Below are 16,616 nucleotides of genomic sequence, written 5' to 3'. Positions count from 1 at the left end.
GGGGTTACGGGCTGACGCGCCCGTAGGACTCGAACGCCGCGTGGGTGAGGGGCATCAGACGGGCGAACTCGGCCTCCATGCCCTCGGCCACCAGCTCGATCTCCCGCTGCGGGGAGGACGGGTAGGCGGAGTCGGGGCGGTTGGTGCGCAGGCCGAGGAAGTGCATGAGGGCACGGGCGTTGCAGGTGGCGTAGACCGAGGAGTACGTGGCCACCGGGAGCACCATGCGGGCGATCTCCCGGGCGATGCCGGAGTCCAGCATCCGGCTGTACTCGCGGTAGGCGGCCAGGTAGACCTCGCTGGCCGAGGTGACGACGTCTTCGAGGTCGCCGGGCCCGCCGGGGACGTACTGGTAGTGCCCCGGCTTGCCCTCCTGGCGCAGCAGGCGCTGCTCGTCGGGGACGTAGAAGACCGGCTCCAGCTCGCGGTAGCGGGCGCTCTCCTCGTTGAAGGACCAGGTGCGGTGCCGCATCATGTGCCGGACCGTGAAGATGGGGGCGCTGACGAGGAACGTCATGTAGTTGTGCTCGAAGGGGCTGCCGTGGCGGCAGCGCATCAGGTACTTGATCAGGCCCTCGGTGTAGCCGTCGCCCTTGTCCTCGCGCTGGGCGCGTTCGCCGGCGGTGGAGACGCGTGCCGCGCGGACCACGCTGAGGTCGCTGGCGCTGTGGTCCACGAGCTCGACGGTGATGTCGCTGCGGAGCTCGATGTCCGGGCGCCCGGCGAGGGCGGTGCCGGCCGTCGTCTCTTCACTGATCTGGAGGGTCATGTCAACTGCCTTTCGGGAAGGGGAGTGTGTGGATCGGCTCGTCGCGCGGCGGGCGGCCGGGCGGCGAGGACGGCGGCGACGAGGATCGCCGCGGAGGACAGAAGCGTGGTGATGCCCGTCCGCCCGCCGCCGTCGGCGGCGAGGTCCAGGGCGAGGGAGCCCAGGGTCTGCCCGGCGGTCATGGCCAGGCCCATGACCAGGACGCCGGTGTGCCGCACCAGGAGCACCGAGGCCAGCACGAAGACCACGCCCAGCAGGCCGCCGCTGTAGAGCAGGGCATCGTGCGGCCAGTGCGCCGGCGCTCCCGACGCGGCGAGGTCGACGACCAGGGCGGCCGCGACGACGAGGACGCCGAGGAGGAAGTTCAGCGCCACGGACGGATAGGGGCTGCCGGCCACGGCGTTGAGCCTGCCGTTGACGGCCATCTGCCAGGACAGGCCGATGCCCGCCGCGAACGGGAGCAGGGCCAGCCAGAGGGTGTGGGCGGTGAGGGAGCCCAGGAGCGGTACGGCCACGGCGGCCAGGGCGAGCGCGGCGCCGGCCAGGCGGCGGGCGTCGGCCCTGGTGGCCTCCCCCGGGCCGACGCCGCGGTGGTCGACCCACAGCCCGCTCAGGCTCTGGCCCGCCACCAGGGCGATCGTGTAGAGGGCCGCGCCCAGTGCGGCGGTGCTCGTCGCCTGGGAGAGCACCACCACGCCGCCGACGATGCCGCCGAGGAAGTGCCAGGGCCGCAGCACCGGCGCCGGGGCGGCGCCCCGGGCGGGTCCGGGCGCGGTGCGCTGGGCCAGCCTGGCGGCGCCGCGGCGGAATCCCGGCAGGAAGGGGCAGCCGAGTGCCAGCACCGCGAAGCTGAGGCCGTCGGAGACGGCGGCCGCCGCCACCGGGTCGTGCACCGCCTCGCCCAGCCGGCCGTTGACCCACGCCTGCAGGGCCAGCACCGCCCCCGCGGCGGTGGCGGCACAGATCGCCCATCCCCGGGGCCGGCCGCGTGCCCCGGCCCGCGGCTGTGGGCCGGCGCTCATATCCCGTACGCGGCGCTGAGCTTGCCGGTGAGATAGGCCCCGGAGGTGGTGGCGGGGTGGCGCGGCGGGTTGCCCGGCCCGGTGCAGGTGGGAATGCACTCGATGGGGGCGTCGTAGTTGGGCTGGAGGAAGAACGGTACGGAGTAGCGCTCGCGCAGGGCCACTTCGCGCGGCGGGTTGACCACGCGGTGGACGGTGCTCACCCACCGGTTGTTGGTCCAGAAGGCCATCAGGTCGCCGATGTTGATGACGAACGTCCCGGCGATGGCCGGCACGTCCACCCAGCGGCCGTCCTTGCCGAGGACCTGGAGGCCGCCGGGGGCGCCGTCCTGGTACAGGATGGTGAGGCTGCCCCAGTCGCTGTGGACCCCCTTGCGCAGCTGGCCGGGGGCCGGCGGGTGCTGCTGGCCGGGGTAGTAGTTGGCCGTCAGGTTCGTCATGTGCCGGTCGATCTTGTCGTCGAACCAGTGCTCGGGCAGGTCCAGGGCCAGCGCGAAGAGGCGCATGAGCTCCTGGGCCAGCTCCTCCATGGCCGCGTAGTAGGCGGTGTAGGCCTCCCGGAATCCCGGCAGGTCCGGCCATTTGTTGGGCAGGCTCAGCCGGGCGGGGGCGTCGGCGGGGATGCCGGTGGCTCCCGGGTCGCCGAGCCGGTTGTAGGTGTAGGTCTCGGACAGGTCCGCGAGCCGGCGGGCCTGTTCCGGGTCCGCCCCGGTGTTGGCCGCGGCCAGGTTGCCCTTGCGGCCGAACCCCCGCATCAGCGGGTCGTCCTCATCGGCGAGGAGGCGCTGCTTGTGTGCGTCGGGGAGGGCGAAGAAGGCCCGTGTGGCCTCGTAGACGTCGCGGATGGCCGTCGGGGACACCCCGTGCCCGGCGATGGCCATGAAGCCGCTGGTCTCACAGACGTCGCCGATGGTCCGGGCGACCTTGAGGCGGCTGTCCCGGTCGCCCTGGCGGGCTCCGGAGATGTCGATGACGGGGACGTATCCGTCGACCAGGGTGATGGGCCTGGTGTCCGTGGCCGCGGACCGCGGCGGTGTGCTCGTCGTCACCTCTTGGCTCCTTGTTCCTCGGTGTCCTCGGGGGTCGTGCGGTGGTCTGCTGCGGGCTCGGTCACCGGCCGGTGAACTCGGCGCGGCCGGGCCCGTTCTCGAGGAAGCCCCGCATGCCGGCGGTCCGGTCGTCGGTGGCGAACAGGGCGGAGAACAGCCGGGTCTCCAGGGCGAGTCCCGTTCCCAGGTCGGTCGTGCCGCCCTGGTCGACGGCCTGTTTGATGGCCGCGAGGGCGACGGCGGGGCCCTTGGCCAGGGCCGTGGCCCGGGCCACGGCCGTCTCCAGTACCTGGGAGTCGGTGACGACCTCGTCGGCCAGGCCGATGGAGCGGGCCTCGGCCGCGCTGACGACCCGGCCGGTCATCATCAGGTCCTTGGCGCGGGCGGGCCCGACCAGGCGCGGCAGCCGCTGGGTGCCGCCCGCGCCGGGCATGACGCCCAGCAGCACCTCCGGCAGTCCCAGCCGGGCGCCGCGGCCGCAGACGCGGTGGTCGGCGGTGAGGGCCAGCTCGCATCCGCCGCCCAGCGCCGGTCCGTTGACGGCGGCGATCACCGGCTTGGGGATGGCGGCCACGGCGTTGAACGCCGCCTGGAGAAGGGGGGCGTGGCGTGACATGGCCAGGTGCGACATGCCGGCCATCTCGCGGATGTCGGCGCCGGCGGAGAACGCCCGCGGACCGCCGTAAAGGACGACCGCCCGGACGTCGTCGCGTTCCGCGGCCTCGTCGGCGGCGCGGTGCAGCTGTGCCTGCATGTCGCGGTCGAGGATGTTGAGCGGGGGGCGGTCGAGCCGGATGACGGCCACCGCGCCGGGCAGCGTCTCGAGCCGGACCTCACCGCGGGAGGCGGGCCGCCGCTGCCCGGACCCGGCGCCGGCCGGGTGCTGACGGTCTGCGATCACGCCCACAGCAGACCTCCGTTGACCTCGAGCACATGGCCGTTGACGTAGGAGCTGGCCTCGTCGGCCAGGAAGACCGCGGCGTCCGCGACCTCCTCGGCGCGCCCGGCCCGGCCGAGGGCGAAGCGGGTGCGGTAGGTCTCCCATGCCTTGTCGTTGCTCTTGAGGTCCTCGCCCATGCCCGCGTCGATGATTCCCGGGGCGAGGGCGTTGACCAGGATGCCCTTGCGGGCGAGTTCGATGGCGGAGACCTTGGTGAACATCTCGATGGCAGCCTTGGTCGCGCAGTAGCCGGCGGCGCCCACGGCGACCCGCGTCGCCATGCTGGAGGAGACGTTGATGATCCGGCCGCCGCGCTCGCTCAGCACCGGCACGGCCGCCTGGGTGGTGAGGAAGGTGCCGGTGAGGTTGGTGGCGACCATCTCCTGCCAGTGTTCCTCGGACAGCTTCTCGACCCGGCCGTCGCGGCTGACCCCGGCGTTGGCGACGACCACGTCGACCCCTCCGAAGCAGGCGCGGGCCGAGGCCATCAGGGTGCGCAGCGAGTCGGCGCGGGTGACGTCCACGATCTCCAGGCGGGCCCGGTCCGGGTGCCGGTCCAGCACCTCCTTGAAGTCGTAGGGGCTGCGTGCCGCGGCCACCACGTTGGCGCCCTCGTCCAGATAGCGCTCCGCGATGGCACGCCCGAGGCCACGGGTGCCTCCGGTGATCACTGCTGTTCGTCCAGCGAGTCGCACGCTGGTCTCCTTCCTTGGGGATCGGTGGGGTGCGCGGAACGCGGTCAGTACCAGGTGACGACGGCGGCGCCGGCGGTCATGCCGCCGCCCACGGCGGCGAGCAGCAGGTGTTCACCGCGCTCGAAGGGGCGGCGGGCGTGCTCGTGGTGGAGGGTGAGCGGGATGGAGGCGGCCGCGGTGTTGCCCAGGAAGGGGGCGGTGAGCGGGACCCGGGCGGGGTCGAGGCCCATCTCGCGGACACAGCTCTCGATGAGGCGGGTGTTGGCCTGGTGGAAGATGAAGCGTCCGATGTCCTCGAGCCGCAGGCCGCTTCCGGCGAGGGCCTCCGAGATGACCTTGGGGAAGGTGCGCATCGCGTACTCGCGCACCTCGCGGCCCCGCATGCGGAAGAGGTGTTCGCCGCGCTCGCGGGCCCCGGCGTCCAGCGGCTGACGGGTGCCGCCCGCGACGACCTCGACGTACTCGCGGTGGGCGCCGTCGGCGGTCAGGTGGACGTGGCGGATGCCGTATCCCTCGGGTACGGGTCCCAGGACCACGGCCCCGGCTCCGTCGCCGAAGAGACTGACCGTCCGACGGTCGGTCCGGTCCATCATGGTCGAGTAGATGTCGGCGCCCACGACCAGCGCGGTGCGTCCGGGTGTCCGGGTGGCGAGCAGGGAGTCGGCGATGGACAGGCCGTAGAGGAAGCCCGAGCAGACCGCGTTGACGTCGAAGGCGGGCACGCCGGGCAGTCCGAGCCGGTCCTGGAGGACGGCGGCCGTGGAGGGCTGCGGCTGGTCGGGCGTGGAGGTGGCCACGACGATGTGCTGCAACTGCTGGGCGAGCTGGGGCAGTCCGTCCAGGGCGTGGGCCGCCGCCCGGTAGGCGATCTCCGAGGTGGTGGTGCCGGGGGCGCAGTAGCGCCGTTCCAGGACGCCGGTGCGCTCGGTCACCCACTCGGCTTCGGCGCCGGTCCACTGGGCTATGCGGTGGTTGTCGATGACGTTCTCGGGCAGGTGGGTGCCGAGGGACAACAGTCCGGTGTTCACTCTCTCGCCTTCTCGCTAGTCGGTGCCGGGTGCCTGGACGAGGGCGCACACCCAGGTGAAGCCGCCGCCCGCGCCGATGAGGACGGCCATCTCGCCGGGGGCGAGGAGCTGGCGGGTGTACAGCTCGTCGAGGTCGGCTCCCCAGTCGCTGCAGCCGAGGTGGCCGGTGCGGTCGTCGAAGCGCAGCTGCTCGCACTTGAGAACGTCCTCGAGGACGGGGAGGTACTGGGCGTCGAGGGTGCGCGCGCCGACCCGGGGCAGCACGAGGCAGCGCAGGCGCGGGTCGTCGGGTTCGACGAGGGCGTCGCGCAGGGTGTTCTGCAGGACGGTGCGGATGCGTTCGCGGGCGATGGCGTCGAAGACGCCCTTGCCCATGTCGGCGGTGGCCTGGCGGGCGGCGGTCACGGCGTCGACGGGCGCGCCGGCCTCCAGGGGTGCGGCGGCGAGGGGGGCGTGTCCGCGCAGGACGACTTCCATCTCGACGGCGGAGACGGTGTTCAGCGCCGGCAGGATGAACGCGTCGTCGCCTGACGTGGACCGGTGCAGCAGGATCGCGGCGGCGGCGTCGCCGAGTCCCATGGAGGGGTAGGAGTTCCAGCGGTCGATGCCGGGTGGCACGAAGCGGTCGGAGGAGGTGACCAGGGCCTTGGAGACGCCGGGGTCCGCCCGCAGCCGCAGGGCGGCGTCGTAGAGGGCGAGCGCCCCGCCGTCGCAGCCCTGGTGGATGGCCAGGGGCAGGCAGGAGGTGGCGCCGAGCCGGTGGGCGATGTAGTGCGGGGGCGACCAGAGTTCGTGGCCCTGGTAGTAGAGCCAGGTATGGATCAGCAGGTCGATGTCGTTCGACTGCCAGCCGGAGCGTTCAAGTGCAGTGCGTGCGGCCAGCACCGCCATGTCGGGTGCCGGGACGTGGGAGACCGGTAGAGCGCTGATGCCGGCGCGTCGGGCGGAGCCCTCGTCCAGACGGCCGTCCTCCATGGCCTGAGCAGCGGTTTCGCTGGTATCGGGGAACCAGGAACCGACCGCTCTGATGCGTAAGTCGTTGCCGAACCTCACGGTGTTCGCTCCTCTTCGGCCGGCCGCACCGCAGCGGCGTCCGGCGCGCCTGGGCCGGGGCGCCGGATGGCCGGGGTGGGGGGTGAGCTGGGGTGTAGGGCAGTCGTCGTGGTGACGCGTCCTCAACTCCGCTGTGTGCGGGGGGACATGTGCGTCCTCGGTGCCGGGTCCGTGCCGGATCCGGCCGCCGCCAGACCCCAACTAAAACCAAACCGATCGTCCTTGTCAACAGACATAGATCGATTCGATCCATGGCCCGGTTTGCCCCTGTTTCATCCGTCCGACAGCGGAGTACTCACCGGAGCAATCCGCGCGAATGCGGATATATGGGCAGCGCGAGAAGGGGGCGTTCGGGGATCACCAAGACCGAGCAAAGAATCTGGGCGCCAAGCAAGACCGCGTGGTACGAATATCTGGCTGCTACATACACGTTCAGGAAGGGCTGACCATGTCGGCAACGGGGGACATCACTGAAGGCGCAGCGAAAAAAGGGGAGTTACTGCCCCACGCGCCCTGGTTCGCACCGGCGGACGAGACCGCGATTCCGCGTCCTGTCGTCCACCACAGACCCAACTCCACGTTTTTGACGCAGAATTGGCGCGTAAGGATCAGCAACTCCCCTGATGCGGGCGCCAGACGGCGCCCGCCCGTGCCTGCCGGTCAGACCGGTCGCGCGACGGCGACCCCCCCGCAGTGCAGGGCCCTGGCGTACGCCCGGAAGTGGGCGAGCTTGCGCGGGTGCACGGCGCACGGAAGAAGCGCCTCCCACATCTCGCCCAGCTGCGGGGCCAGTTCCGTTCCCAGCGCCTGGGACAGCACCCGTACCCCGGTGTAGGAGCTGACGAAGACCCTGGCGAGGAAGTCCGGCTGGACGTCCGCCCGCAGCTCCCGCTGGTCACGGGCCCGCTCCAGCAGGCCGGTGATGACGCCGACCCAGTCCCCGTAGATCCCGGGGACCGGGTCCCGGTACGTCGCGTTCTCGAAGGTGAGCCGGATGCCGGCGCGCACCACCACATTGACGCGCAGGAGCTCGGCCAGATCCCGCGACAGCTGCAGCATCAGTTCAAGACCCGACCCCTGGGCGCTCGCCAGCACCTCGGCCTCCGCCGTCCAGAGCCGGTGCTGCTCCTCCACCACCGCGTACGCCAGCTCCTCCTTGCCGGCGAAGTGGAAGTACATCGCCCCTTTCGAGGACGCCGCGTGCTCCAGGATGTCGCTCACGCTGGTCGCGCCGTAGCCGTAGCGATCGAAGAGCTCCGCGGCCGCCAGGATCAGCGCCTGGCGCGTCTGCTCGGACCGGAACTGCTTCGGCTTCGGCACAGGTTCTCCTCGGGGGTTGGTCCACAACTCATACCGATCGGTCTCATTCTTCACCAGCAGTGGGCCTGTTCAGAAGAGTCCGGCGCGGCGGACCCCTGCGAATCGGTCAACCGTGAGGGACCGCGGCCCGGGCCCGGAACGCACGAGCCGGCCGGCCGGCGTCTGCCGGCCGGCCGGGGAAGCGGGCCTGCGCGGAGCGGGGGTCCCCACGCGGGCCCGCGGTCTTTCAGCTGCCCGTGGTCTCCCGCTTCCGGCGGCCGAGGGCCACCCACGCGCCGGCGAGCGCGACGACCACGACCACGGCCCCGATCCAGGCCAGCGAGGTGACGTCGGTACCGGAGTCCAGGAACTGCGAGCCGGACCAGGAGCCCACGGCGTTGCCGAGGTTGAAGGCCGAGGTGTTGGCCGCCAGGGCCAGCGCCGATCCGCCGCCCGCCGCGCCGAGCACCCAGGACTGCAGCGGCGGCACGAGGGCGCCGGACGCCAGGCCGATGAGGAAGACCGCGACCGGCACGACGATCCGGGACTCGGCCGTGAAGGAGAGCAGCAGCAACGTGGCCGCCAGCAGGACGAGCATGCTCGCGAGCGTCCCGCGCAGGGTCCGGTCCGCCAGCTTGCCGCCCAGGGCGTTGCCCACGAAGCCGCCGAAGCCGAAGACGAAGAGCAGGATGGTGGCGACTCCCGCGCCGAAGCCGGTCACGTTCTGCAGCAGCGGCGAGATGTAGCTGTAGAGCAGGAACCAGCCCGCCTGCGAGACGGCGGTGACCGCCAGGGCCCACAGCACCTGCGGGCGGCGCAGGATGCCCAGTTCGCTGCGCATGGACTCGCTCTCACCGCGGTCCAGGTGGCCGGGGACCAGGAAGGACAGGGCCGCGAAGCCCACCACCGCGGCACCGGCCACGCACCAGAACGTGGCGCGCCAGCCCCACTGTTCGCCGATCGCGGTGCCGATGGGCCCGCCCAGCACGGTGGCCAGGCCGAGGCCGCCCGCCACCCAGGCGATGGCGGACGCGCGACGGTCGGGGGGCGAGAGGCGTACGGCGATGAGGATGCACACCGCCGCGAAGGTGCTGTGGGTCAGCGCGCCCAGCGTGCGGGCGCCCATGAGCAGGGAGAAGGACGGCGCGAGGGCGCCGAGGACGTTGGCCGCCGCGAAGACCAGCAGCAGGACCAGCGCGAGCAGTTTGGGTGCGACGCGCGAGGTCGCGACGGTCACGAGCGGACCGCCGACCGCGACCGCGATCGCGTAGGCGCTCAGCAGCTGACCCGCGCTGCCCACCGAGACGTTCAGGTCCTCCGAGACGTTGAGCAGCAGGCCGATGAGGGCGAACTCGGCCGAGCACAGGGCGAACACCGAGAGCGAGAGTGCGGCCAGCGCCGCGACAGGGAACGCCGCGGGCGCCGGCGGCGGGGCGGCTAATCCTCCCCGGGTCGCGCTCTCGGCGGTTTGCGGCATGGATGAGGCCGACAAGGCTGTACCTCCTTGCCCGGATCCGCGGATGGAAGACACGCAGCAGGCCAGGCATCGTCATCTATGTATGTCGTATACGCCATGAGTCGTATCGACCTATGCCCAACTCTAGCCCTATGCTGTCCGACCATGTCAAGCATGTTGGACCTCGCCACCCTCGGCTTCCTCTACGAAGAACCGCTGCACGGCTACGAGCTGCGCACCCGCATCGCCCGGCTGACCGGCCACGTACGCGCCATCAGCCACGGCACCCTGTACCCCGCCATCAAGCGCATGGAGAAGGCCGGCCTGCTGGTACGGGAGTCACAACCCGGCGCGGCGGCCGCGCCCCGGCACATGCTGAGCCTGACCGACCAGGGCCGGCAGACGCTGCTGGAGTTGCTCCGCAAACCCGACGACCCCTTCATCACCGACGAGAACCGCTGGTTCACCCTCCTCGCCTTCCTGCGTCACCTTCCGGAGCCGCAGGCGCAGGCGGACGTGCTGCGCCGGCGGCTGACCTTCCTCCAGGAGCCGAGCAGCTTCTTCTACAGCGGGGACCGCCCCTTGAGCATCAAGGACGTCGACGACCCGTTCCGGCGCGGCGTCCTGACCATCGCCAGGGCCACCTCGGAGGCCGAACTCACCTGGCTGAACGAGACCATCGCGGACCTGAGCGCCCGCTAGGCAGAAGGGAGACACCCGTGCGACCCATGACCGAGGACGAGTGGCGGGCGTTCGTCGTGTCCGGCTCCCGGACCGGCAAGCTGGCGACCACCCGCAAGGACGGCCGCCCGCACGTCACCCCGGTGTGGTTCCTCCTCGACGACACCGCCGGCCCCGGCACCGTCGAGGTCGTCTTCACCACCTGGCACGAGTCGCTGAAGTACCGGGCGCTGCGCCGCGAGCCGCGTTTCGCCCTGTGCGTGGACGACCAGGAACCGCCCTACAGCTACGTCACCCTGGAGTGCACGGCCCGTTTCACCGACGACCCGGGCGAGCTGCGCGCCTGGGCCACCCGCATCGGCGGCCGGTACATGGGGACCGAGCGGGCGGCGGCGTACGGCGAGCGCAACTCCGTGGCCGGCGAGTACCTGGTGCGCGCCACCGTGGAGCGGGTCATCTCCTTCCGCGGCATCGCCGACTGACCCCGGTGCCGGCGGCGGGGCTCACCGCCCGGTGAACAGGTTCCGCACCCGCCGCCTGCCCCGGCGGCGGCCGGAGTCGTAGCCGTCGTCCGCATCGCCGTTGTCGTCGTCCGGGCCGTGCAGCACGGTCCATCCGACGGCGGAGACGGCGGGCTCCAGCGAGAGCCTGCTGACGGCCTCCTCCAGGAGGCTGTCGTCGCGGCGCTCGGTGGTGAGCTCGGCCGAGACCGTCACCTTGCCCGCGGTCTCCGCGTCACGGCTGTCCACCGAGCGCAGCCGGAAGCCGGGGCGGGTGACGGCCTGGACGACCAGGGTGCGCACGTGGGCCTCCTCGGGCTCGGTGCACACCACCTCGAAGTGGTAGTCGGTGGAGATCTCCGCACCGCCGTGCGGTCCGCGGTCCAGGCCCCGGGCCAGCGGGCGCAGCAGGGTGTTGGCGCCGACGACGCCGACCGTGCCGAGCGCGGCGATCACATACAGGCCGGTTCCGGCGAGGGCTCCGACGGCGGCCGAACACCACAGGGTCGCGGCGGTGTTCAGGCCCCGTACGCTCAGCCCGTCGCGCATGATGACGCCGGCGCCGAGGAAGCCGATGCCGGAGACGATCTGCGCGGCGACGCGCGAGCCGTCGTAGCCGGTCGAACTGGTGGCGTCGGCGAAGCCGTAGGTCGACAGCAGGACGAAGAGGGCGGAGCCGGCGGCCACGAGCGCGTTCGTCCGCAGCCCGGCCATCCGGGCCCGCCACTGTCGCTCCAGCCCGATGATCGCGCCGAAGCCGAGCCCCGCTCCGATGTTGGCCGCCATGTGCCACTCGTGGACCATCGCCATGCCGTCTCCGCCCTCCTCGTGCGTACCGTCTGTCCCGATCTCTATCGGCCGGTCACAGCCGTGTGCTGAACCGGCGGGCGTACCAGCTCATCACATCTGCGCCTGATCCGGAGCTTCCTCTTCCTGGATCACTTAACGCCACTCCTTGCCCTTTTCGGCCAAGTCGACTGAAAGATCTTGTGCCTTTAAGTGCCCTTTATGAAACTGCTACGGACACCTGTACGAGACTTTTCAACTCCTCGCCCTACCGGGATGTTTGTGCCGCTCATGGCTGTGCCCGCGTTCGATGACGCCCGATTAACTTCCCTGTAGGAGCACCGTTCCCGGTCCCCTCGGATGCCCTCCGCCGTCCCGGCGTCGACTGCCCGAGCTCACCCGGAACCCCACGTTGTGCCGCCCTCCGGCCCGGTGACCCTCCTGTTGCCACGGGCCCGGTCGGGGGCGGCCGCTCTCCGCGTCCGGCGTGCGCCGACCGCGGTTCGACCCTGCGAAAAAGGAGAATCGTTGAGATTCCGACGAAGAGCGCGGGTGCCCATAGCGGCCGCGGCCGCCGCTCTGATGGTCGCCGGTCTGACCCAGGGCAGCGTCGCCGCCGCCTGGGCGGCCGACGGCAAGCCCGCGCCGTCCCCCGTCCCGTCGGCGGACACCAAGGGGAAGGCGGGCCTGACGGTCGAGCCGTCCCAGCGCGCCGGCATCCTGGGCAAGGACTACAAGAAGTCCACCGACCACGCGTGGACGACGTCCGGTGACGGCGACGGCTTCCACCTGCTGGTGGCCGACGAGAAGGACGGGTTCACCTGGCGCACCGCCGCGACCCTGTCCGAGCCGGGCTTCGACACCGACACCTGGATCGGCAACGCCTGTGTGACCGGTTCCGGCAAGCGCGCCGTGGTCGCCTACGCGCCCCGTACGTTCACCAACAAGGCCGACCTGATGCACCACGGCGCCTTCACGGCGATCGTGGACCTGGGCACCGGCGCGGTCAACAAGCTGGGCCTGCAGGCATCCCTCGCCCACTTCAGCCCCGGCTGCGGCACCGGCGAGAGCGCGGTGCTCTCGCAGTACGCCGGTGAGGACAAGAACGCCACCCGCCTGGTGAAGGTGGACGCGGCGACCGGTGCCACCGCCACACCCGTCGAGCTCGAGGGCCAGGTCACCTCGGCCGTTCCGGCGGCCGGCGGGAAGATCCTCGCGGCGGACTCCGCCCGCGTCGTCAAGATCGACGACAAGAGCGGCAAGCGGACCCCCGTGGTGAAGACCAACGGGATCCCCTTCCAGCTCAAGCCGGACGCCGACGGCGGCCTGGTCTACATGGACCGTCCCGCCGCGAAGGCCGCCAAGGGCCTCGCCGCGAGCACCGCGGTCCCGCAGGGTGCGGTCAACCGGGTCTCCGCGGGGGAGATAGCCACGGCGGACGCGGCCAAGAACCGCGCCACGACCCTGGCCACCGGCAAGCTCACCGCGATGGATCTGTCCTCGACGCCCGGCGGCACGGTCTTCATCACCGGCGAGACCACGGCGGCGGGCAAGCTTCCGTCGACGGTCAAGCGCCCCGAGGTGCCCAAGGACTCCCACCCGACCGTGCGCGGCCGGGGCATGGTCACCGAAACGGCGTGGGCCGACGGCAAGGACTCCCGGATCCGTCCGGAGGAGGCCCTCACCGCCCGTACCACCAAGATCAAGCTGAAGAGCCTGGGCACCGGCAGGAGCGCGCAGTTCGAGGTGCCCCCCACCTCGTCCGGCTCCCACGCCGCGGAGGGCCGTGAGCTGTCCCCGGCGCTGACCGGCGCCAAGGGCGGCGCCAAGCCGGCGGCGAAGGGGCGCGCCGCCGTGGCCGCCGGGTCCCCCGGCCAGGTCGTCGAGGCCGAGCGGTACTGCTCGGTCCCGCGCAACGACCCCCGCAAGATGGCCATGCAGCCCAAGCCGCGCCAGGTCGAGTGGGCCGTCGACCAGGCCATCACCAACAACCTGAACAAGCACATCTCCCGGTCCGAGGACTGGAAGAACCTCGGCATGGGTGCCTACCAGCCGCAGAGCCTGTTCCCGCTGACCCCGCTGGAGGGCGGCGGCCGGGTGCCGGCGCAGGTGATGCTGGGCATCACGGCGCAGGAGTCCAACATGTGGCAGGCCACCCGCCTGGCCGTGCCGGGCGTCTCCGCCAACCCGCTGATCGGTAACTACTACGGCGTCAGCTACGCCTCCGACGGCCAGCAGACCGACCCGTGGAAGGTCAACTGGGACGAGGCCGACTGCGGTTACGGCATCACCCAGGTCACCGACGGCATGCGCATCGCCGGCCACGAGAAGAAGGGCGAGAAGGCCCTCTCCCCGCTGAAGCAGGAAGCCATCGCCCTCGACTACACGGCCAACATCGCCGCGGGCGTCAACATCCTGATCGAGAAGTGGAACAAGACCCGTGCGGCGGGCATGACCGTCAACGGCGGCGACCCGAAGTACATCGAGAACTGGTTCTTCGCTCTCTGGGCGTACAACGCCGGCTTCTACCCGAAGGAAGACGCGGCGAAGAACAAGGGCGTGTGGGGCGTCGGCTTCACCAACAACCCCGCCAACCCGCTGTGGAAGGCCAACCGCACCCCCTTCCTGGAGAACTCCAACGGCAAGGACGACTACTCCCACGCCAAGCACCCCCAGGACTGGCCCTACCAGGAGAAGGTCCTGGGCTGGGCCGGCCATCCCCTGGAGGGTCTGGAGTCCCCGGGCAAGATGGTCAGCGGCTTCCGGCCGGCCGGGTGGACCACCAACGCCGACCGCACCACCGTGAAGCCGAAGGAAAGCCTCTTCTGCACCGCGGCCAACAGCTGCGACCCCAGCAAGATCGCCGACCTCGACTCGAACGACGAGGGCAAGGGCGCCTGCACCCGCAAGGACCTCCACTGCTTCTGGAACCAGCCGGTCCAGTGGAAGGACTGCGGCCGCATGGCGCAGTGCGGCACCGAGATCCTGCGCTTCAACGACACATACAAGGAGGAGGCGGACGGGGACGCCTACCCGCCGCAGTGCACCGTCGAGCAGCCCAGCATGCACGACACGCTGATCGTCGACAACGTCCCGAACGGCACCCCGAGCACCCGGTGCGGCAGCACGTTCTCGAACGGCACCTTCTCCTTCGACTTCGGCAGCCGCGGTGACGGCACCTACCCGTCGAAGATCGACACACACCAGCTGGCCGCGGGCCTCGGTGGCCACTTCTACTTCAGCCACACCCGGCTGGACGTGCCCGGCAATGACCAGTGGAAGATCACCGGCACCTGGAAGCTGAACCAGGCCATCAACGGCTGGACCCGCGTCATGGTGCACATGCCCGACCACGGCGCGCACACCCGCCAGGCCAAGTACCTGATCGACACCGGCAACGGCAAGCCCGTCCACCGGGTCGCGCAGCAGCGCACCGGCGAGAACCGCTGGGTCGACCTCGGCGTGTTCGAGATGACCGGCACCCCGAAGGTCTCGCTCTCCACCGGCACCCAGGACGGCGACAGCACCGAGGACATCGCCTGGGACGCCGTCGGCTTCCAGAAGCTGCCCGGCAAGCCGAAGAACTTCATCGTCGCGATGGGTGACTCGTACTCCTCCGGCGAGGGCGCGTCCAAGTCCGGGGGCGGCGACTACTACCCCGAGACCGACAACAACGGCAAGAACGGCAACCTGCGGGCGGCCTGCCACCGGTCCAAGTACGCCTGGTCCCGCCAGGCCAGGCTGCCGGGCGCCAACGCGTCCATCGGCAACGACGCCGACCTGCGCGACAGCGACATGGATTACCACATGATCGCCTGCTCGGGAGCGAGGACGTACAACATCACCAAGGAGGGCCAGTACGGGGAGCTCCCGCAGCTCGACCAGGGCTACCTGGACAACAACACCACCCTCGTCACCATTTCGATCGGCGGCAACGACTCCGAGTTCACCAAGGTGTTCCAGGAGTGCTTCAAGTCCGCGACCTGTGAGACGCAGGACAAGGACGAGCGGGCCCTGATCACGGACAAGGTGCGCCCGGCGATCACCGAGACGCTCGACAGGATCGCCGAGAAGGCCCCCAAGGCCAGGATCGTCCTGATGGGCTATCCGCCTCTGCTGTCGAACAACGCCAAGTGCCTGAACCTGGGCATCCTGTCCCCGACCGTGGGCATCAGCACGTCCGAGTCCATGTGGCTGAACGGCATCGCCGACCACCTGTCGGAGAACATGCTGGCGGCTGCCAAGGCGTCCAAGGGCAAGGTGACGTTCTCCAACCCCAAGGAGTTCTTCACGAACAAGGCCATCTGCGGCAGCCCGGAGACGATCCACGGCATCGTCACGGACCTGACCCCGGGCGACAAGCCGATGAAGAGCTGGGGTCCGCTGGACTTCGGCATCTCGGCGCAGTCCTTCCACCCGAAGATCGAGGGAGCGCGGAACTACGCCGACTCCCTCGAGGCCACGCTGAAGACCATGCGCTGACGGTCCGGGCGATGAACCCCACGGTGGGGCAGGCGCGGCTCGCGTCTGCCCCACCGTGCTGTCACCAGCCGAGCTCGTAGTAGGTGTCCTCCAGGGTCACCCGGAACACCTGGCGGTGCCGCTCCCGGATCTTCGCCACCTCGGCCTTCTGGTCCACGGTCCGGCACTTCTGCACGGCCGTGCGCTGTGCGCGGGACCCGACGCCGCTGGTGTCGCAGAGCCGGTTCTCCGGGTCGGACAGGGTGAAGCCGTGCTTGTCCTTGAGCGCGTCCTCCCAGTCCACCCGTGCCGTGAACGCGTTCTGCGCGCCGCCCCCGACGGACCACCGGTAGGTCAGCGTCGGCGCCGAACCCTCCCCGCCCCTCGCGTAGAACCGCAGGGCCGCCTCCGCCGTCTCGGTCGGCAGGTCCGTGCGCGGCGCGTCCCCGGTCCGCTTCCTCACGACGTCCTTGACGGCCGCGTCCACCTCCCGGATGCGGTCCTCGACGCCGCCGTCCGCCCCGAAGTACAGCAGGAGCGTACGGACGCAGCGGAACCGGTACGCGTCGCGCCCCTGGTTGAACGAGCCCTCCTCACCCGCCTCGCACAGGTCCCGCTCGGCCTCCTGGTAGGAGGTCAGGCCCCTGGCCTGTCGCCTGAGGTCCCCCGCGGTCGCCGCGCTCTCCTTCCCGCCCGCGGCCCGTGCCGCGGCCGCCGCCGGCGATGTGGCCTCCTCGCGGGCGTTCGTCGTCTCCGGCCCGCTCGCGCAACCCACACAGAGAACCAGGGCCGTGGCGGCGGTCAGTGCCGCCCGGACGGGTCGGGAGAGATCTCGTCGGTACATGCCGCCACGCTAGGTCGCCCCGGCCCCGCGGAC

At 71.0% G+C, this 16,616-nt stretch carries 14 protein-coding genes; 3 read left to right on the top strand and 11 right to left on the bottom strand.

The window, feature by feature from the left end; translation table 11 throughout:
- Positions 1 to 4: 4 nt before the first annotated feature.
- The 9 genes from thyX to ABZ956_RS12155 form a co-directional block, all read right to left on the bottom strand.
- Positions 5 to 769, bottom strand: coding sequence for an FAD-dependent thymidylate synthase (thyX, locus tag ABZ956_RS12195; protein WP_361890904.1), 765 nt, complete (start codon positions 767 to 769; stop codon positions 5 to 7).
- Positions 766 to 1,791: a DMT family transporter gene (locus ABZ956_RS12190; RefSeq protein WP_361890901.1), complete on the bottom strand. Its 1,026-nt coding sequence runs from the start codon at positions 1,789 to 1,791 to the stop codon at positions 766 to 768. The genes thyX and ABZ956_RS12190 overlap by 4 nt, the downstream gene beginning before the upstream one ends.
- Complete coding sequence (locus ABZ956_RS12185; RefSeq protein WP_361890898.1) at positions 1,788 to 2,840, bottom strand: 2OG-Fe(II) oxygenase family protein; 1,053 nt, start codon at positions 2,838 to 2,840, stop codon at positions 1,788 to 1,790. The genes ABZ956_RS12190 and ABZ956_RS12185 overlap by 4 nt, the downstream gene beginning before the upstream one ends.
- Positions 2,841 to 2,901: 61 nt before the next feature.
- The gene (locus tag ABZ956_RS12180; protein ID WP_361891451.1) at positions 2,902 to 3,657 is read right to left on the bottom strand and encodes an enoyl-CoA hydratase-related protein; all 756 of its coding nucleotides are present in this window, start codon (positions 3,655 to 3,657) and stop codon (positions 2,902 to 2,904) included.
- An 80-nt stretch (positions 3,658 to 3,737) separates the two neighbouring features.
- On the bottom strand, positions 3,738 to 4,475 hold the full coding sequence (locus ABZ956_RS12175; RefSeq protein WP_361890895.1) for an SDR family NAD(P)-dependent oxidoreductase: 738 nt from the start codon (positions 4,473 to 4,475) through the stop codon (positions 3,738 to 3,740).
- A 44-nt stretch (positions 4,476 to 4,519) separates the two neighbouring features.
- Entirely contained in the window at positions 4,520 to 5,503 is a 984-nt protein-coding gene (locus ABZ956_RS12170) for a ketoacyl-ACP synthase III (protein ID WP_361890892.1), read from the bottom strand.
- Positions 5,504 to 5,518: 15 nt separating this feature from the next.
- Complete coding sequence (locus tag ABZ956_RS12165) at positions 5,519 to 6,556, bottom strand: ketoacyl-ACP synthase III family protein (RefSeq protein ID WP_361890889.1); 1,038 nt, start codon at positions 6,554 to 6,556, stop codon at positions 5,519 to 5,521.
- Between the two features lie 660 nt (positions 6,557 to 7,216).
- Entirely contained in the window at positions 7,217 to 7,876 is a 660-nt protein-coding gene (locus ABZ956_RS12160; RefSeq protein WP_361890886.1) for a ScbR family autoregulator-binding transcription factor, read from the bottom strand.
- Between the two features lie 226 nt (positions 7,877 to 8,102).
- Entirely contained in the window at positions 8,103 to 9,347 is a 1,245-nt protein-coding gene (locus ABZ956_RS12155; protein WP_361890883.1) for an MFS transporter, read from the bottom strand.
- 138 nt (positions 9,348 to 9,485) lie between these two features.
- Here ABZ956_RS12155 and ABZ956_RS12150 point away from each other — a divergent pair, with 138 nt between their 5' ends.
- Together ABZ956_RS12150 and ABZ956_RS12145 are read left to right on the top strand one after the other, a co-directional pair.
- The gene (locus ABZ956_RS12150) at positions 9,486 to 10,013 is read left to right on the top strand and encodes a PadR family transcriptional regulator (RefSeq protein ID WP_361891449.1); all 528 of its coding nucleotides are present in this window, start codon (positions 9,486 to 9,488) and stop codon (positions 10,011 to 10,013) included.
- 26 nt (positions 10,014 to 10,039) lie between these two features.
- Entirely contained in the window at positions 10,040 to 10,474 is a 435-nt protein-coding gene (locus ABZ956_RS12145) for a PPOX class F420-dependent oxidoreductase (RefSeq protein WP_361891446.1), read from the top strand.
- 21 nt (positions 10,475 to 10,495) lie between these two features.
- Here ABZ956_RS12145 and ABZ956_RS12140 read toward each other — a convergent pair whose 3' ends face one another.
- The gene (locus ABZ956_RS12140) at positions 10,496 to 11,302 is read right to left on the bottom strand and encodes an MgtC/SapB family protein (RefSeq protein ID WP_361890880.1); all 807 of its coding nucleotides are present in this window, start codon (positions 11,300 to 11,302) and stop codon (positions 10,496 to 10,498) included.
- Positions 11,303 to 11,806: 504 nt separating this feature from the next.
- Between ABZ956_RS12140 and ABZ956_RS12135 the strand changes: the two genes are divergently transcribed.
- On the top strand, positions 11,807 to 15,760 hold the full coding sequence (locus tag ABZ956_RS12135; protein WP_361890877.1) for a GDSL-type esterase/lipase family protein: 3,954 nt from the start codon (positions 11,807 to 11,809) through the stop codon (positions 15,758 to 15,760).
- Positions 15,761 to 15,821: 61 nt separating this feature from the next.
- Here ABZ956_RS12135 and ABZ956_RS12130 read toward each other — a convergent pair whose 3' ends face one another.
- Positions 15,822 to 16,583: a hypothetical protein gene (locus tag ABZ956_RS12130; RefSeq protein ID WP_361890874.1), complete on the bottom strand. Its 762-nt coding sequence runs from the start codon at positions 16,581 to 16,583 to the stop codon at positions 15,822 to 15,824.
- Between the last annotated feature and the right edge of the window lie 33 nt (positions 16,584 to 16,616).

It is taken from the genome of Streptomyces sp. NPDC046261 (assembly GCF_040646235.1).
In the GTDB taxonomy this organism is placed as follows: Bacteria; Actinomycetota; Actinomycetes; order Streptomycetales; family Streptomycetaceae; genus Streptomyces.
Note: the sequence above shows the minus strand (reverse complement) of the source record. Positions and strands in the feature narration are given on the sequence as shown.